Source organism: Acinetobacter sp. 10FS3-1 (genome assembly GCF_013343215.1).
GTDB lineage: Bacteria > Pseudomonadota > Gammaproteobacteria > Pseudomonadales > Moraxellaceae > Acinetobacter > Acinetobacter lwoffii_C.
Window position 1 is genome coordinate 413,669 of the sequence record NZ_CP039143.1, and the last position, 14,560, is coordinate 428,228.

The window sequence follows — 14,560 nt, forward strand, 5'->3', positions numbered from 1 at the left end:
TTAGTTTTCAGGGAAGAGACTTAAATTCTCCTCTAATAAAAAAGTTGCCCGGATGGACAACTTTTCACTGAGCAAGCCCGGCTTAATGTGAGCTGTGCTGATGGGCCACTTCAATCTGGTGCAAAATATAATGGCTCATGTTCTTCGCCATTTCTTCCTTGGCATAATACACTTCACCGACCTGATCACGGCGAATGATTTCGGCTTCTTCCTTGTTTTCTGCGCAGACCAGAACCTGAATTTGCGGATTCAGGGTTTTGGCAATGTCGATAATTTTATGAATATCGACAATATCCATGGGAGAAAGTACCAGTAAGCGTGCGTGCTGGATATGTGCCTGAATCAGTACGCCGGCTTCAGTGGCAATCCCGGAAACCGCAGCAATCCCTTTTTTACGTAGATCTTCGACAATTTCACGGTTTTCTTCAGCAATGACGACCTTGATGTTGTGCTGCATCAAGGACAGGGTGATACGGCGACCGACTTCACCATGACCGACAATCACCACCTGATCACGCAGATAATCCTGTGATACTTCATCTGGCAGCATGGCCAGCGGGTCCCCGCTGCGTTCCAGTAAGCGTGCCAGGGTTGAGCGTTCACGAATCCATTTTTGTACCGGCTCAATTGCAGAAAACACAAAAGAATTCAGGCTAATGGAAAATAAGGCCCCTGCCAGAATCAGGTTCTGTGCCTCCAGGCTTAACAGTTGCAAGGACAGGCCAAGGGTTGCCAGAATAAATGAAAACTCACCAATCTGGGCCAGTGAAGCGCCAACGGTTAAGGCCGTATTCAGTGGATAGCGGAAAAACAGTACCAGTGCCATGGCCGCAATGGTTTTACCAATCATAATAATACCGATGACTGCTAATACATGCAGCGGCTGTTCAACCAGAATACGCGGATCAAACAGCATCCCGACCGAAACAAAGAACAGGATCGAGAAAATTTCGCGTAGCGGTAAGGTTTCCTGTTCAGCACGGTTACTGAAGTCAGACTCTTTAACCACCATACCGGCAAAGAAGGCACCCAGTGCCATCGAGACACCAAAGATCTTGTAGGCGCCAAAGGCAATTGATACGGCCGCTGCCACCACGGTTAAGGTGAACAGTTCACGTGAACCCAGACGTGCAACCACCTGCATAATCATCGGAACCAAACGTTTACCGATAATCAGCATAAAGGCAATAAAGCCGATCACTTTAAGCAGGGTCAGCCCTAAGGTCATCCAGATACTTTCATCTACTGAACCTTCTGGGGCCTGACCGCCCAGAAGAACTGCAGTCGCTGGTAATAAGACCAGAGCAAGCACCATTACCAGATCTTCGACCAGCAACCAGCCTACCGCAATACGGCCGTTGATGGAGTCAAGCACTCCCCGATCACTCAGGGCTTTAAGAAGTACCACAGTACTGGCACAAGACAGACTCAGACCAAAAATCAGTGCAGAGCCAAAGCTCCAGCCCCACATCATGGAAATACCCATTCCCAGTAAGGTGGCAACAGCAATCTGTAAAATTGCACCGGGGAGGGCAATCCGGCGTACCTGCATCAGGTCGTTTAGGGAGAAATGCATACCGACGCCGAACATCAGGAACATGACGCCGAGTTCTGCAAGCTGGTTGGCCAGATGAATGTCACCGACCACGCCGGGAGTATTGGGACTGATCAGAATGCCGGCCACTAAATATCCGATCAGGGGAGGAAGGCGTAAACGTGCAGCAATATAGCCAAACAACAGCGCTAAGCTGAAACCAACAGCCAGTAAGATAATGAGTTCTACGTCATGGGGCACCAAACACTCCTTTATTCTGGGTTTAACGGGAAATAAGCTGAAAAAATACCAAAGTAGGTGGAAATTTTATCAAGCTGCATAAAAATAGTGCAAAAAAAAACGACCTTTAAGGTCGCTTTTTTTAAAAAGCTAAAATTATTTGATTTTAGCTTCTTTGAAAATCACGTGTTGACGGATTTTTGGATCAAATTTTTTGATTTCCATTTTTTCCGGCATAGTACGTTTGTTCTTAGTAGTGGTATAGAAATAACCTGTACCAGCTGAAGAAACTAAGCGAATCTTATCACGCATTGTCTTGACTCCTTACTTAGATCTTTTGGCCTTGAGCACGCAGGTCAGCAACAACCTTTTCAATGCCCAATTTGTCGATGATACGCATACCTTTAGTGGTTAAACGAAGACGTACAAAACGTTTTTCGCTTTCTAACCAGAAACGGTGGTTGTGCAGGTTCGGCTCGAACCGGCGCTTAGTTTTGTTGTTGGCGTGTGAGACGTTGTTACCAACGACTGGACGCTTGCCGGTAACTTGGCAAACCTTAGACATGGTGTAACTCCATTGATTTAGCCAACAGCAAATCTGTATGGCCAGTCAAAAATAAACGGATTGAATTCATTCAAGGGGCGTTTTATATCAAAAATACGCTTAAAAGACAAGCGATTTTGTCTAAAAATAAACATGAGCTGGTGTGATAGCTTATACCTTGATCAGTTATCGAAGAAGCGCCTTTGAAATCAGCTTATGAATTGGCTTATTAAACGGCGGAAGAATATATTTCAAGCTATACAGCTTAGGATTCGACATTACCGAGCGTTCATGCGACAAACTGAAGAAGCCTTCTGGTCCATGATATTTCCCCATACCGGATGCACCGACTCCACCAAATGGAAGATCATCCTGCGCAACATGCGTGAGTACCGTATTTTGTCCAAAATGCCCTGAATGAGTACGCTGTGCAATATAATCGGCACGCGCTTGATCAAAGTCGAAATAGTATAATGCAAGAGGACGCGGACGGCTATTAATAAAGTCGATAACATCGTCGATTTGATCATATTCCATGATTGGCAACAGCGGACCAAAGATTTCGTGCTGCATGATTTGCATGTCGGGCATGACATTGGTCAGAATGGTCGGTGCGATCTTGCGAACCTCGGCAAGGTTTTCCTGATGCGGATTAAATTCAATAATCTGCGCACCCTGTTCACGAGCCTCTTCCAGATAACCTTGCAAGCGCTGATATTGCTTGTCATTAATAATCGAAGTGTAATCCTGATTATGCTGGATATCCGGATACATGTGCTCAACACAGGCTTTAAAATGGTCGATGAACTCTGCGGTCTTGCCACGCGGCAGGAACATATAATCCGGGGCAACACAGGTTTGACCTGCATTCCAGAGTTTACCCACTGCAATCCGCTGTGCCACATCACGCAGATCAATGGAAGGATGCACCAGCACCGGAGATTTTCCGCCCAGCTCTAAAATCACCGGTACCAGATTTTCTGCTGCGGCTGCCATTACCGTTTTACCTACTGAAGTAGATCCGGTAAAGATCATCTTATCGAACGGCAGATGCGAGAATGCATCGGAAATCATGCCGCCCCCATTGATCACAGTCACCAGTTCTTTGGGAAAAGCCTCAGCCAGGGCTTTTTCCAGTACAGCACCAAATTCTGCCGAGGAACTGGATACTTTAATCATGGCATGATTCCCGGCAGCCAAGGCACAGATCAAGGGCCCAACAGACAACAATAAAGGATAGTTCCAGGGTGCAATGATTCCGACCACACCCAAAGGCTGATATTGCACCCAGGCTTTGGCCGGCTGGTGAATAAGGCCAACGTGACGTTTGGATGGCTTCATCCACGCCGTCAGATTTTTGCTGTAATATTTAATATGTTCCAGACAGGTCAGCAGCTCGCCGATTTTGGTTTCGCCAATCGAGCGGTTACCATAGTCCTGATTAATTGCATCGGCAAATTGATCTTGATACTTAACTAAGATACGCTTAAGTCGAGCTAAACGATCGATACGCTCCTTTGCAGTCGGCAGAGGATAGCGTAGATAAGCGTATTTTTGTTGAGCCAGCATTTCATTTAAGTACTGGCTGTCCAAAAAATGTGGTGTCATTGGTGTTGTTTTTGTATGACTGTTCATGCCGCACTACCATTATTCAAATCTCGGTTAATCAATTTTTAGAGCAAATACTCTAATTAGTCAAGTTACTTTGTGTGTTAGCCTGCTAATGCATGCACAGAATGGTTATTTTTAGGATGTCCCAAACCAAAACCTTAAAAACGAAAGAGCGTATCTTACAGCTTAGCTTAAAGTTGTTTAACGAGCGCGGTGAGCGGTCTGTAACCACCAATCATATTGCGGCTGAGCTCGGCATGAGTCCGGGCAACCTGTACTATCATTTCCGCAATAAAAACGAAATTATTAAGGAGTTGATGGAGCAGTACCAGAAGCAAACGCTGGAAATGCTGGCTTTGCCGGATGACCGTCAGCTGGATACCAATGACAAGATTCATTATTTTCAGGTATTGAGCAGTCAGCTCTGGGCTTATCGTTTCCTGCATCGAGATGTCTACCATTTGGTTGAAAATAATGAAGATTTTAGGAAAATGTATCCGCGTTTTGCCGGGCAGGTGATGCAGCAGGGACAGAAGATCTACAAAGGCTTTGTAGATGCCGGCCTTATGGAAATGACTGATTCTGAAATTGAAGCACTGATTATCAACTTATGGATTGTACTGACCAACTGGACTAACTTTTTATATATGTCGGGACATATTACCGATTCAAATAAACTGGAAGAAAAGTGGGTGTGGCAAGCCTTACGTCAGATGGTTTTTCTGGAAGGGGCGTATTTGCGCGGTGAAAGCCGTCAGACTTATGAAGGCCTGTTAAGCAGTTTGGGGCCTTCCGATCTGTTTGCCAGTCTTTCTTCTGGAAAGAATATTGAAGCTGAATCAGCTATTCAGAATATTCCAGAAACGCGCTAGAATACTTGGCCTATTTTAAATTTAACTGATTAGTGACACAAACCAACATGAATATGACGACTGCTAATACCGCACGTTTATTGATTACTTGTGAAGACAAGCCGGGCATTGTGCAGGCTGTTTCAAGCTTCTTGTATCATCAGGGTGCTAACATTACTGCGCTAGACCAATATGCGACAGCAGCGCAGGGCGGACGTTACTTCATGCGCGTTGAATTTGAATTAGATAATCTTCAAAGTCGTAAAGAGAGTATTCTCCAGACCTTTGCAGCAAATGTCGCCGAGCGTTATGCCATGCAATGGCGTTTAGCACTGGTCAGTGACGTTAAAAAAGTCGGTATTCTAGTGTCCAAGGTGGACCATGCCCTGCTTGAGCTGTTATGGCGTCATGCACGCGGCGGCCTTCCATGTGAAATCACCAAAGTCGTGTCCAATCACGAAACCTTGCGTGAGGCGGTAGAAAACTTCGGTATTCCATTTGAAGTTGTGCCTGTGACCAAAGAGAACAAGCGCGAAGCCTATGCACGGATCGATGAGTTGATGCAGGGCAATGACCTTCTGGTACTGGCGCGTTATATGCAGATTCTGGACGAAGAGTTTGTTAACACCTGGGAAATGAAGGTGATCAATATCCATCACTCATTCCTGCCTGCGTTTGTAGGAGCCAATCCGTATAAACAGGCCTATGACAAAGGGGTGAAACTGATCGGTGCCACGGCTCACTATGTGACAGCTGATCTGGATCAAGGTCCGATCATCGAGCAGGATGTAGAGCGGGTAAACCATGACTTCACAGTTGAGCAGCTACGGGAACTGGGGCAGGATGTCGAGCGTAATGTGCTGGCACGTGCGGTCAGATGGCATCTGGAAGACCGAATTATTGTAGATGGCAATAAAACGGTCGTGTTTCAGTAAACTCCTGAATCTTCATTTAAAAAAGGCATACTCAGAGTATGCCTTTTTTGTTTGCAACAAAAAAAATGCTGAAAGCATGGATTTTGAGTTGCAAATGAAAACACTTCTCATTTATTATTGGCGTACTTTCATTGTACTAACCGATGAGCTTGATAGGTTGTTTCGTATCATCTCCTCAAGGTAAAAGATTTAATGAGTCAATTTGCAGCTCCCATGACCCCTCCGCCGCCCAATCAGATGAAAAAGAAAGTCGTTTCTATTCTGGCGGCTGTACTGGTAGGGCATGCGGGTCTGCTGTGGGCAGTCAGCCAGATGAAAACGCCTGAGCTGAAGCCCGTGGACAAAGAGCCGATGAAAGTACGTTTCATCAAACTTCAGGAAGCACCAAAACCTTTACCACCGAAGCCGAAAGCAGAGCCGAAGCCAGAACCGCCAAAGCCGAAAGAAGTTAAAATTGTAGAAAAACCGCTACCGCCACCACCTAAAAAAGTCGAAAAAATTGAACAGGTGAAAAAGGCGGAAGCCCCTAAAGTCAAAGCAGCGCCTGTGGTCGAGGACCACCCGGATCCTAAACCGGCGGTTCAGACGGTGGTGACTGAAACCAAAGTGATCCCGACTCCGCCTCCAGCACCAGTTACACCGCCTGCTCCTGTCACACCACCAGCGCCGACTGCACCGCCATCACCAAAAAGTGTTTCGATTGGTGGAGGAGTATCCTGGTTACGTTCACCTAAAGTGTCATTATCACCAGGCGAATTAAAAGCATCCTGCTCTATGGTGATTGATATAGCGGCTAATGAGCAAGGAAAAGTAGTGTCTGCAAATGCACGAAATTCAGATTGTAGTCCAACGATAAAGCGCAAGGTCGAAGCGGCAGTACGTCGGGCACAATTGACCAAATATGTTGAAAATGGAGTGGCTTATCCAACACGTGTGGAACAGCCATTTGATTTTAAGATGACCAAATAACGGCTAACCCATTAGGAGTTCGGATATGAACTTTTCAGTTTATTGGCAACATGCTGATGCAGTCAGTAAAACACTGTATTTCGTGTTATTGGCAATGTCGATTGCGACATGGACCATCTTTGTACTGCGTCTGATGGGCACTCGCCAGCTGAAACAGATCGCTTATAACAGGCTGGCTCAGGCCGTGGATCAACTGAAAAGCAAATGCATTCCTTTGACTTTCGAGCAGCGTAAAGCAGTGGCTGAGCAGGCTTTGCTGCGTCAGATCGCAGTAGAAAAGGCCAACGCTGAAAAAGGTGTATCCGTACTGGGAACGATTGCTTCCATTTCGCCATTTGTAGGTTTATTTGGTACGGTATGGGGGATTTTCCATGCACTGGTGGCAGTCGGTAAAAGCGGTCAGGCCGGTCTTGCTCAGGTGGCAACTCCAGTCGGTGAAGCATTAATTATGACCGGTCTGGGGCTGGCCGTCGCGATTCCTGCGGTACTGGCCTATAATATTGCAGTGCGTTTTAATCGCGGCTTGGCACACGAGCTTCAGGACCATGCACATAGCCTGTTGATTGATACCATGTTGCAACAGGATTCTGCGGCAAAAAAAGTTGAGACAAAAATGAGCCAGGAAAGTCTGGTTGGAGGTCAAGTTTAATGGCTTTTCAATTGGGTGAGGATAACGATACAGGCATGAATGAGATGAATCTCATTCCCCTGATCGATATTATGCTGGTATTGATGATCATTTTCTTGGTGACAGCGACCGTGGCGAACCCATCAATTCCATTAACTTTACCGCAGACCACGGCTGAAATTGTCGATCTTCCGCCTGAAAATATTACGATCAGTATTAATGCAGAGGATGAAGTGGCCTGGAATGGAAATATTCTGACCTTGGCGCAGCTTGAAACCCGCTTTAACGAAGCCAGCCAGACTGAACGTCAGCCGACCATCGTGCTAAAAGCAGATAAAGAATCACGTTATGATACGGTGGCTCAGGTGATGTCGCGTGCGAGTGGAGCCGGACTCAGCGATATTGCTTTTGCAACCGAAAATTAATGATGAGAGATAAAAAAAGCGGCTGATTTCAGTCGCTTTTTTTAGGGATATTTTCAGAGATTAAGGATTTTTTAATAACGCCATAAAGTGACTACGCAATTTGTTCAGTTTCGGTGGAATAGAAAAATTGCAGTAACCCTGATTCGGATTACGGGCAAAGAAATTCTGGTGATAGTCCTCTGCCGGGTAGAAGGCTGGAGCTGGACTTAACTCAGTGACGATATTAATCCCTTCATCTTTCAAGGCCTGAATTGTAGTATCTGCTGCGGCTTTCTGTTCATCATTGAAATAATAAATCACGGAGCGATACTGGGTGCCGACATCATTTCCCTGACGGTTTAGGGTGGTCGGGTCATGGGTGGCAAAGAATACGTCCAGTAACTGGCGATAACTTACTTGCTGCTCATCAAAGTCGATTAGAATCACTTCTGCATGCTGCGTATCGCCGCGGCAGATCTGCTCATAGGTTGGATCAGGCTGATGACCACCTGCATAGCCGCTCACCACCTGCTGAACACCCTGAATCTGTAAAAATACCGCTTCAGTACACCAAAAACATCCACCGCCAAAAAGTGCTTGTTGCATGATGAAATCCTCATGGAATGGGGTCGGGTGATTATTGAATCTTGTGCCAACAGTATGAAAGATCAAAAAGCCTGTAGACACAGGCTTTTTGTAGTCGGTTGTTTAACGAGGCTGTGCGGCAGTTTCCAGCTGAATCAGTAAATTGCCATGACGGTCTAATAATTTTAGGGTTTTGCCAAACACCTGATAATGGGTCACTTTGCTAAGAGCTTCATTAAATTTCTGGTCCAGATTGTCATTATTTGTGCAGGCCATGCGCGTTCCTGCCATCTGGCCCAGACTCAGCGTGTCTTTGCTGGCAGTATAGCTGCCCATAATACGGTTACAGCCGTCTGCACCTGAAACACGTTGCGTCGCAGCATCGAATTGCAGGCTTGGGATATTATGTGCAGTTGGTGCAGTCTTGATTTCGGTATTACCAATCTGGGTCACCATCCAGGTCCGGTTTTGTAAAAGCTGTAAATTCTGGGTGGTTTGTGCTGCTGAATTGCCTGGAAGAGTTTCACAGCCCATGATGCTTAAAGTCGATGCCATAATTATTGCTGCGGTTAGTTGTTTTAACATGAAAATTACCTCACTTTTTGAATAGCTAACTGTATATAAACAAAAAAAGAATTTATCTGCCAGTCAATTTTGTATCCTGAAGATTGACTGAATCGGGTGTTAATAAAGTTTTGAAGCCGGCAAGCCGAGGCGAATCTGATCTGAATATTCTTTGCTCGATATCTGTTTTTGCTGTTGAATACGCGGATTAATATGCGCCTGTTGATACCAGGTCTGCATATTCCAAGCTTGATCTAGTGCTTTTAGATCATAAAGGTAATTGGGCAAGTAGCCCGAGACCAGAAGACGATAATCTGAAGGCAGGGCCTGCTGGGAAACGGCCTGCACCATATCAAAAACCAGCGTCGTGCAGTTACTGGTCAGGGTATTATACCATTTAGGTTCTTCAGCTAGCGCATCGGCCTGACGCAGATACTCTTTGAACAGGGCCTTGGCCTGTGCTTTGGGCATATTGACCGGAAAGAAATAGACCTGTTCGTTTCGGATATGGCTGCGTGTATAGACAATATCTTTTTCATCCGAAGCCACCAGACTCAGCTCGTATTTTCGGAAAAAGCCGCCAATCGCAGAAAACTCTTCATGTTTTTCTTTACGGATTTCAATTGAAAAAGTCAGCGGTTTTTGGTTGGCAAAATCAAAGCTGACCAGCGTGTGAGCGATTTCAGGACCCATCCAGTAGGAGGTGATGATATTCACTCCAGTGATCTGGTTCAGGTCGAAGCTGCGGCTTTCCCAGCGTTCGACATATTTTCCGTCCGGCTGCCAGTCGAAATTTCGGATATTGTGTAAAGTGACTTGATCACCTTGCTGTTCAGAGGATAACAGCCGCGAAACTTCTGGGTTCCAGTCACGATCCTGACGCGCTTCAATACTGAAATATGCAAACAGGCTGATCAGGAACACCAGCAGGTACAAGATTGTATCGACCTGGCGTGAAATCAGATGACGGGTGAAATAAATACCGAGTACGATGAGGGAAAATACCACCCAGCAGCCGATCAGGAGCATAGTGCCTATTTTGCCCAAAGGCTGCTGTATCCAGAGCATCAGGCTTAACCAGAGGCTGGAAAGCATCACGAATAGAGTAAACAGGCCACCCAGTAGCCACAGACTCCAGTGCTTTGCCGAGGGCGTGCGTCCTTGCATATCTAACCTTTTACTTAAATAGGCTTTATTTTTGATAGGTGGCAAATTCAAAAGCAATCCCGCTTTTGTCATCTATGTGTTGTGCAGATGCTACTTTTTTGAAGTCTGCCGGAATTTCCGGATAGTAGGCATCACCTTGTACATCCAGTTCAATATGGGTCAGTTCCAGGCGGTCGGTTATCTGCATAGTCTGTCTGAAAATTTCACCGCCCCCAATAATGAAAACCGTATCCGGCTTTGCTGAGGCTTTGACATCGGCAACCGCCTGATGCAGTGCCTCTTCAATACTATGCGCGACTTTGGTGCCGGCAAAAGACCATTCGGGATCACGGGTAATCACCCAGTTCACCCGTTTAGGCAAGGCGCGCCCCATAGATTCAAGGGTTTTACGGCCCATGACAACTACGCCGCCTTGAGTGATTTCTTTAAAATGCTTGAGATCAGCTGAAATATGCCATGGCAGATCATTGCCCTTGCCAATACAGCGCTGCTGATCCATAGCCACCACGTGTACCACTTCTAAATCTTGAAATGCCATAACAGCCCCTAAAGGTTGAATCCCGATGTCTCCCTCTGACCAAAGCATCTGCAAATGACACATGCTGTTTGGTCAGAAGAAATAATCAAGAGGGATGATTCAATAATAAATTAAACGGCAACCGGCGCTTTAATCGCTGGATGAGATTCATAACCGACAATTTCAATATCTTCAAATTTAAACTGGAAAATATCTTTAACTTCAGGATTCAGCTTTAACTGACATAAGCCTAAAGGCTCGCGGCTTAATTGCAGTTGAGCCTGTTCAAAATGGTTGGTATAGAGATGGGTATCACCGCCAGTCCAGACAAAATCGCCAACGCCCAGATCACAGACCTGCGCAATCATATGGGTCAGCAGGGCATAGCTGGCAATATTAAATGGCACACCTAAAAACACATCGGCACTGCGCTGGTAAAGCTGACAAGACAGCTTGCCATTGTGGACAAAAAACTGGAACAGGGTATGACAGGGCGGTAAAGCCACCTGATTGGCTTCCTTCGGATTCCAGCCCGAAACGATCAGACGGCGTGAATTCGGATTGGTTTTGATTTCATTAATCAGCCATTTGATCTGGTCAAAACCGTCCTGGTGATAGCTGCCATCCTGGTTTTGGCTGGCACCGAAATTACGCCATTGATGCCCATAGACCGGACCCAATTCGCCTGCAGGGCGGCCAAAACGCGCAGTCTGTTCTGCGGTTGCCCATTCATCCCAAATCGAGACTTTATTGTCTTTTAAATATTGAACATTGGTATCGCCTTTCAGGAACCAGAGCAGTTCAATGACGATGGAACGGAAATGAACTTTTTTGGTGGTCAGCAGAGGGAAACCTTGGGAAAGATCAAAACGCATCTGATGACCAAATACCGAGCGTGTGCCTGTACCGGTACGGTCGCCTTTATCGCCACCCTGGTCGAGAATGTGTTGTAAAAGGTCAAGATATGGGCGCATAGTTCTCTCTGTTTAAAGCTATTGAAAATTGCCATGTTAAAAATAAAAAAAAGATCAGCTCGAGATTAATTTACTGTCAGAATGGCAATTTAAATTGCACTCATCATAGCATTTTTTAACGGGCTTTCATCGTTCCGCCCACAATAAAAAATGCCGCTTGAGTGTCAGCTTAAAGCAAAATAATGGCCGCAGATGAATGGTTCAAAGGTGTGCTATGGATCAGGCTTAGCCACCGATCAGGCCAGGAGTGGGCCGAGTTTAAGTTTTAGTTTCGACCACTTTTATTTGACGTGCTCATGATGTACCAGTGATTCAGGTTTTTTTTATGGGGGCTTTATTGCCTGAGTTGTAAACATGCAGATCCAGTGCTGAACCAGTAAACTTTTGTGCTTGTTGAATTGTATATTTCATGCAAATTTTAAAGGTGACCCGATTTTCATCAGTATGTTGTATTTTCAGTTTAATTGCCCCCTAAAGGCAATATAAGTAGAGCGAATCTGGGAGCAATATACTCTGGTTTTTCAATGCTAAAAGCAGAAAATGCGAGATGTATAGATCAGTGCATGATTAAAAAGTTGAGTAAAGAAGAAAATTTAAAAGTAGGGGCTAATGTTTAAAAGAGCTAAATAAAATTTCACTATTTTCATGAAAAGTGCAGAAAAAAGAATCTCAAAAGAAAGAATGCTTTAGTTATACTTTAACAACAATAGAAAAATTTAATTACATTTTATTCGTGAAGAATAACATTTAACCGTCTAGTATTCTCCGTTTGTTAAGAAATGAAAGCCAACATCTACGGCGAGGAGGAGTAGGTAAAAACATGGTTTATGATCAGCCCGTGAATGTGAGTGCAATACATGCTCCTGTTCAAGCGAATATCATGTTGCGTTCTCAAGCAAGACAAAACCCGAAAAAAACCTCATCCGCTTCTGCAACTAAGGCAGTCGGTTCGAGTAACGGTCACCGTATCAATATTGAAAAATTCACCAGTTATTTACAGGGAATTACACGCCGGACCAGTACCCAAAAGTGTGCACGTAGTATCCGTGTGGGATTGCAGTCTTCCGGGGCAAAAATTGTCAATCATCCGGTGGCCGCAGCGGACTGGGGAAGTACCTTGAAACAACTGGGATATAAGAAAATTAATCAGTCTTTTGACCGTCCTAAAAAAGGCGATATTTATATTATTGACCGTACCGCCAAGCATCGTTATGGACATATTGCTGCTTATTCAGGAAGTGCCTGGGTATCGGACTTTAAGCAAAACAGTCATGCAATCTATCGCACCAAGAACCTGACTTATAGTTATTATCGTCTGGCCCCAGACCTTTAACTTAAATACTATCAGCGTCTTAATTGTTACAGCGTCTGGCCCGATTGACATGGATGGACGCCAGAAAAAGTCCAATTGCTGCAAAGCCCAGACATTGTAAAGCCAGCGCAAATTTTTCCCAGTCCTGTGCATGTTGCGGCAGATAACCCCATAGGGTGATCATTGCGACAATCGGGATGACCCGGCTGAGCGCAGCAAAGCCATTGGCATAAGGATGGCCGGCAGGAGTCTTGAAACGCAGCTGGCGCAGTCCATAGTTTAGTAGGCCAACTCCTACACTGAAGCTGATCCATATCGGGCCGAGCTGAGCCACAGTAGAAGCGCTATATATCAGAAGACAGACAATGATGACCACCACCAGTTTCATCTGACGGGTACAGTGTTTGGAATACCAGTGCTCAAGCATGAGGTGGCTTTGGGTTTTTCCGGTTCTGGTTCAAGAGTGACAGGGGCGAAAACAGACAGATGCTCAAAGTCATAAAGCCAATCCCCTGAGCACCCGGAAGTAAAATCTCACCCTGCTGCATGTGCATAAAAACCAGACTGATCACTAAAGCCAAAGGAATCCAGGTCAAGACGCGATAGAGCAGGCCAGTCGGCTTTTTAGAGGCAAAGTGAATTTTGCAGTAACGGCAAATCAAAAAAATAATACCTGTGCCGACAAACATTAAAATGGCATCCAGTGGCAGCGGTTGCATCCAGTACAGTAGCGTCGTCATGGCTGCAATGACTATAAAAAACAGCAGTTTTTGCAGAAAAGATAGCTGCGGATTAAACCAGAACTCAAGCATACGAATGGAGGAATGAAAGGACAAAAACTACTTTAGCATATTTTTTCAATAAAAAAGCGAGGCCGCTGCCTCGCAATGTTGTGGGTCTAATTAACAGCTTTTCTGAGGACCCCAGTCATAAATTTTCTTCTGGTAGGCATACCACATCATCCAGAGGCCAATCAGAATCATTGGCAGGCTCAGGAATTGTCCCTTGCTCATCCAGCCAATAAACAGCTGGCCATTGTCCGGTTCACGGAAGAACTCGACGATGAAGCGCGCCAGGCCATAACCGATCAGGAACAGTGCCGATACTGCCATGCGTGGGCGTGGCTTAGCGCTGAACCACCACAACACAACAAAGAGAATCAGACCTTCACACAGCGCTTGGTAGAGTTGTGAAGGATGACGTACCAGCTGCAAGGGGTCTGTCGGGAAAATCATGCCCCAGGCAAAGTTTGGATCTGTAACTTGGCGGCCATACAGTTCACTGCCTATAAAGTTACCAATCCGGCCAAACATCAGACCTGTCGGTACGCAAGGTGCGATAAAATCCAGGGTCTGGAACCAGGTCATGTTATATTTCTTGCACCACCAGAGCATGGCTAAAATCACACCGAGGAAGCCGCCATGGAAACTCATGCCACCGGTCCAGATCTGGAACAGCCAGAGAGGGTTTTCCAGAAACTGGGAAAAGCCATAGAAAAATACATAACCGACCCGGCCCCCAATAATGACCCCCAGCGCCCCAAAGAAAATCAGGTCAGACACCATATCCGAGGTCCAGCCACGCTGTTTGGCACGGTAGGTTGCCAGTCCCCAGGCAAATAAAAAGGCCAGTAGATACATCAGTCCATACCAGTGGACTTGCAAGGGCCCGAGCGAAATTGCCACGGGATCAATATTTGGATAGGTCAGCATTCCTGTTCCTTGT

The 14,560-nt window shown here is 45.7% G+C and carries 18 protein-coding genes; 6 read left to right on the forward strand and 12 right to left on the reverse strand.

Annotated features, from left to right (window positions below; genetic code table 11):
• Window positions 1–82 precede the first annotated feature (82 nt).
• The 4 genes from E5Y90_RS01890 to E5Y90_RS01905 form a co-directional block, all read right to left on the reverse strand.
• Window positions 83–1,795: a cation:proton antiporter gene (locus E5Y90_RS01890; RefSeq protein ID WP_151203332.1), complete on the reverse strand. Its 1,713-nt coding sequence runs from the start codon at window positions 1,793–1,795 to the stop codon at window positions 83–85.
• Between the two features lie 135 nt (window positions 1,796–1,930).
• Window positions 1,931–2,086, reverse strand: a complete 156-nt coding sequence (gene rpmG / locus E5Y90_RS01895; protein ID WP_001205031.1) for a 50S ribosomal protein L33 — start codon at window positions 2,084–2,086, stop codon at window positions 1,931–1,933.
• 16 nt (window positions 2,087–2,102) lie between these two features.
• On the reverse strand, window positions 2,103–2,339 hold the full coding sequence (gene rpmB, locus E5Y90_RS01900; protein ID WP_004976147.1) for a 50S ribosomal protein L28: 237 nt from the start codon (window positions 2,337–2,339) through the stop codon (window positions 2,103–2,105).
• Window positions 2,340–2,504: 165 nt separating this feature from the next.
• Window positions 2,505–3,953 (reverse strand): coniferyl aldehyde dehydrogenase, encoded by a 1,449-nt coding sequence (locus E5Y90_RS01905; protein WP_174659246.1) that lies wholly within the window; start codon window positions 3,951–3,953, stop codon window positions 2,505–2,507.
• Window positions 3,954–4,069: 116 nt separating this feature from the next.
• Here E5Y90_RS01905 and E5Y90_RS01910 point away from each other — a divergent pair, with 116 nt between their 5' ends.
• The 5 genes from E5Y90_RS01910 to E5Y90_RS01930 all read left to right on the forward strand — a co-directional run bounded on the left by E5Y90_RS01910 (window position 4,070) and on the right by E5Y90_RS01930 (window position 7,737).
• Window positions 4,070–4,801, forward strand: coding sequence for a TetR/AcrR family transcriptional regulator (locus E5Y90_RS01910; protein ID WP_151207028.1), 732 nt, complete (start codon window positions 4,070–4,072; stop codon window positions 4,799–4,801).
• A gap of 47 nt (window positions 4,802–4,848) precedes the next feature.
• A complete protein-coding gene (purU, locus tag E5Y90_RS01915; protein ID WP_151203335.1) occupies window positions 4,849–5,715 on the forward strand; it encodes a formyltetrahydrofolate deformylase in 867 nt (288 codons plus the stop codon).
• Between the two features lie 192 nt (window positions 5,716–5,907).
• Window positions 5,908–6,684: a TonB-dependent receptor gene (locus E5Y90_RS01920; RefSeq protein ID WP_174659038.1), complete on the forward strand. Its 777-nt coding sequence runs from the start codon at window positions 5,908–5,910 to the stop codon at window positions 6,682–6,684.
• A gap of 25 nt (window positions 6,685–6,709) precedes the next feature.
• On the forward strand, window positions 6,710–7,333 hold the full coding sequence (locus E5Y90_RS01925) for a MotA/TolQ/ExbB proton channel family protein (protein WP_174659247.1): 624 nt from the start codon (window positions 6,710–6,712) through the stop codon (window positions 7,331–7,333).
• Window positions 7,333–7,737 carry an ExbD/TolR family protein gene (locus tag E5Y90_RS01930; protein ID WP_174659248.1) on the forward strand — a complete coding sequence of 135 codons (405 nt, stop codon included), beginning with the start codon at window positions 7,333–7,335 and terminating at the stop codon, window positions 7,735–7,737. The genes E5Y90_RS01925 and E5Y90_RS01930 overlap by 1 nt, the downstream gene beginning before the upstream one ends.
• Window positions 7,738–7,797: 60 nt before the next feature.
• Here E5Y90_RS01930 and msrA read toward each other — a convergent pair whose 3' ends face one another.
• The 5 genes from msrA to thyA all read right to left on the reverse strand — a co-directional run bounded on the left by msrA (window position 7,798) and on the right by thyA (window position 11,523).
• Window positions 7,798–8,322 carry a peptide-methionine (S)-S-oxide reductase MsrA gene (msrA, locus tag E5Y90_RS01935; RefSeq protein ID WP_174659249.1) on the reverse strand — a complete coding sequence of 175 codons (525 nt, stop codon included), beginning with the start codon at window positions 8,320–8,322 and terminating at the stop codon, window positions 7,798–7,800.
• Between the two features lie 102 nt (window positions 8,323–8,424).
• Complete coding sequence (locus E5Y90_RS01940; RefSeq protein WP_174659250.1) at window positions 8,425–8,886, reverse strand: META domain-containing protein; 462 nt, start codon at window positions 8,884–8,886, stop codon at window positions 8,425–8,427.
• 99 nt (window positions 8,887–8,985) lie between these two features.
• Window positions 8,986–10,032, reverse strand: a complete 1,047-nt coding sequence (locus tag E5Y90_RS01945; RefSeq protein WP_174659251.1) for a DUF4105 domain-containing protein — start codon at window positions 10,030–10,032, stop codon at window positions 8,986–8,988.
• 25 nt (window positions 10,033–10,057) lie between these two features.
• A complete protein-coding gene (locus E5Y90_RS01950) occupies window positions 10,058–10,570 on the reverse strand; it encodes a dihydrofolate reductase (protein ID WP_174659252.1) in 513 nt (170 codons plus the stop codon).
• A 110-nt stretch (window positions 10,571–10,680) separates the two neighbouring features.
• Window positions 10,681–11,523 carry a thymidylate synthase gene (thyA, locus tag E5Y90_RS01955; RefSeq protein ID WP_151203343.1) on the reverse strand — a complete coding sequence of 281 codons (843 nt, stop codon included), beginning with the start codon at window positions 11,521–11,523 and terminating at the stop codon, window positions 10,681–10,683.
• A gap of 820 nt (window positions 11,524–12,343) precedes the next feature.
• Here thyA and E5Y90_RS01960 point away from each other — a divergent pair.
• Window positions 12,344–12,856: a CHAP domain-containing protein gene (locus tag E5Y90_RS01960; protein WP_174659253.1), complete on the forward strand. Its 513-nt coding sequence runs from the start codon at window positions 12,344–12,346 to the stop codon at window positions 12,854–12,856.
• A gap of 19 nt (window positions 12,857–12,875) precedes the next feature.
• On the opposite strand, the gene E5Y90_RS01965 is transcribed toward E5Y90_RS01960, so the two are convergent.
• The 3 genes from E5Y90_RS01965 to lgt form a co-directional block, all read right to left on the reverse strand.
• Window positions 12,876–13,262 (reverse strand): hypothetical protein, encoded by a 387-nt coding sequence (locus E5Y90_RS01965; protein WP_174659254.1) that lies wholly within the window; start codon window positions 13,260–13,262, stop codon window positions 12,876–12,878.
• The gene (locus E5Y90_RS01970; protein ID WP_174660540.1) at window positions 13,255–13,647 is read right to left on the reverse strand and encodes a hypothetical protein; all 393 of its coding nucleotides are present in this window, start codon (window positions 13,645–13,647) and stop codon (window positions 13,255–13,257) included. The genes E5Y90_RS01965 and E5Y90_RS01970 overlap by 8 nt, the downstream gene beginning before the upstream one ends.
• A 90-nt stretch (window positions 13,648–13,737) precedes the next feature.
• A complete protein-coding gene (gene lgt, locus E5Y90_RS01975; protein WP_174659255.1) occupies window positions 13,738–14,547 on the reverse strand; it encodes a prolipoprotein diacylglyceryl transferase in 810 nt (269 codons plus the stop codon).
• Window positions 14,548–14,560: the final 13 nt, after the last annotated feature.

What these genes read in the sequence shown, in the direction of transcription:
- msrA (WP_174659249.1), bottom strand. Translation starts at nt 8,322, where the DNA reads ATGCAACAAGCACTTTTTGGCGGTGGATGTTTTTGGTGTACTGAAGCG.
- rpmG (WP_001205031.1), bottom strand. Translation starts at nt 2,086, where the DNA reads ATGCGTGATAAGATTCGCTTAGTTTCTTCAGCTGGTACAGGTTATTTC.
- E5Y90_RS01945 (WP_174659251.1), bottom strand. Translation starts at nt 10,032, where the DNA reads ATGCAAGGACGCACGCCCTCGGCAAAGCACTGGAGTCTGTGGCTACTG.
- rpmB (WP_004976147.1), bottom strand. Translation starts at nt 2,339, where the DNA reads ATGTCTAAGGTTTGCCAAGTTACCGGCAAGCGTCCAGTCGTTGGTAAC.
- E5Y90_RS01940 (WP_174659250.1), bottom strand. Translation starts at nt 8,886, where the DNA reads ATGTTAAAACAACTAACCGCAGCAATAATTATGGCATCGACTTTAAGC.
- E5Y90_RS01930 (WP_174659248.1), top strand. Translation starts at nt 7,333, where the DNA reads ATGGCTTTTCAATTGGGTGAGGATAACGATACAGGCATGAATGAGATG.
- lgt (WP_174659255.1), bottom strand. Translation starts at nt 14,547, where the DNA reads ATGCTGACCTATCCAAATATTGATCCCGTGGCAATTTCGCTCGGGCCC.
- E5Y90_RS01950 (WP_174659252.1), bottom strand. Translation starts at nt 10,570, where the DNA reads ATGGCATTTCAAGATTTAGAAGTGGTACACGTGGTGGCTATGGATCAG.
- E5Y90_RS01960 (WP_174659253.1), top strand. Translation starts at nt 12,344, where the DNA reads ATGGTTTATGATCAGCCCGTGAATGTGAGTGCAATACATGCTCCTGTT.
- purU (WP_151203335.1), top strand. Translation starts at nt 4,849, where the DNA reads ATGAATATGACGACTGCTAATACCGCACGTTTATTGATTACTTGTGAA.
- E5Y90_RS01910 (WP_151207028.1), top strand. Translation starts at nt 4,070, where the DNA reads ATGTCCCAAACCAAAACCTTAAAAACGAAAGAGCGTATCTTACAGCTT.
- E5Y90_RS01965 (WP_174659254.1), bottom strand. Translation starts at nt 13,262, where the DNA reads ATGCTTGAGCACTGGTATTCCAAACACTGTACCCGTCAGATGAAACTG.
- E5Y90_RS01920 (WP_174659038.1), top strand. Translation starts at nt 5,908, where the DNA reads ATGAGTCAATTTGCAGCTCCCATGACCCCTCCGCCGCCCAATCAGATG.
- thyA (WP_151203343.1), bottom strand. Translation starts at nt 11,523, where the DNA reads ATGCGCCCATATCTTGACCTTTTACAACACATTCTCGACCAGGGTGGC.
- E5Y90_RS01970 (WP_174660540.1), bottom strand. Translation starts at nt 13,647, where the DNA reads ATGCTTGAGTTCTGGTTTAATCCGCAGCTATCTTTTCTGCAAAAACTG.
- E5Y90_RS01925 (WP_174659247.1), top strand. Translation starts at nt 6,710, where the DNA reads ATGAACTTTTCAGTTTATTGGCAACATGCTGATGCAGTCAGTAAAACA.
- E5Y90_RS01905 (WP_174659246.1), bottom strand. Translation starts at nt 3,953, where the DNA reads ATGAACAGTCATACAAAAACAACACCAATGACACCACATTTTTTGGAC.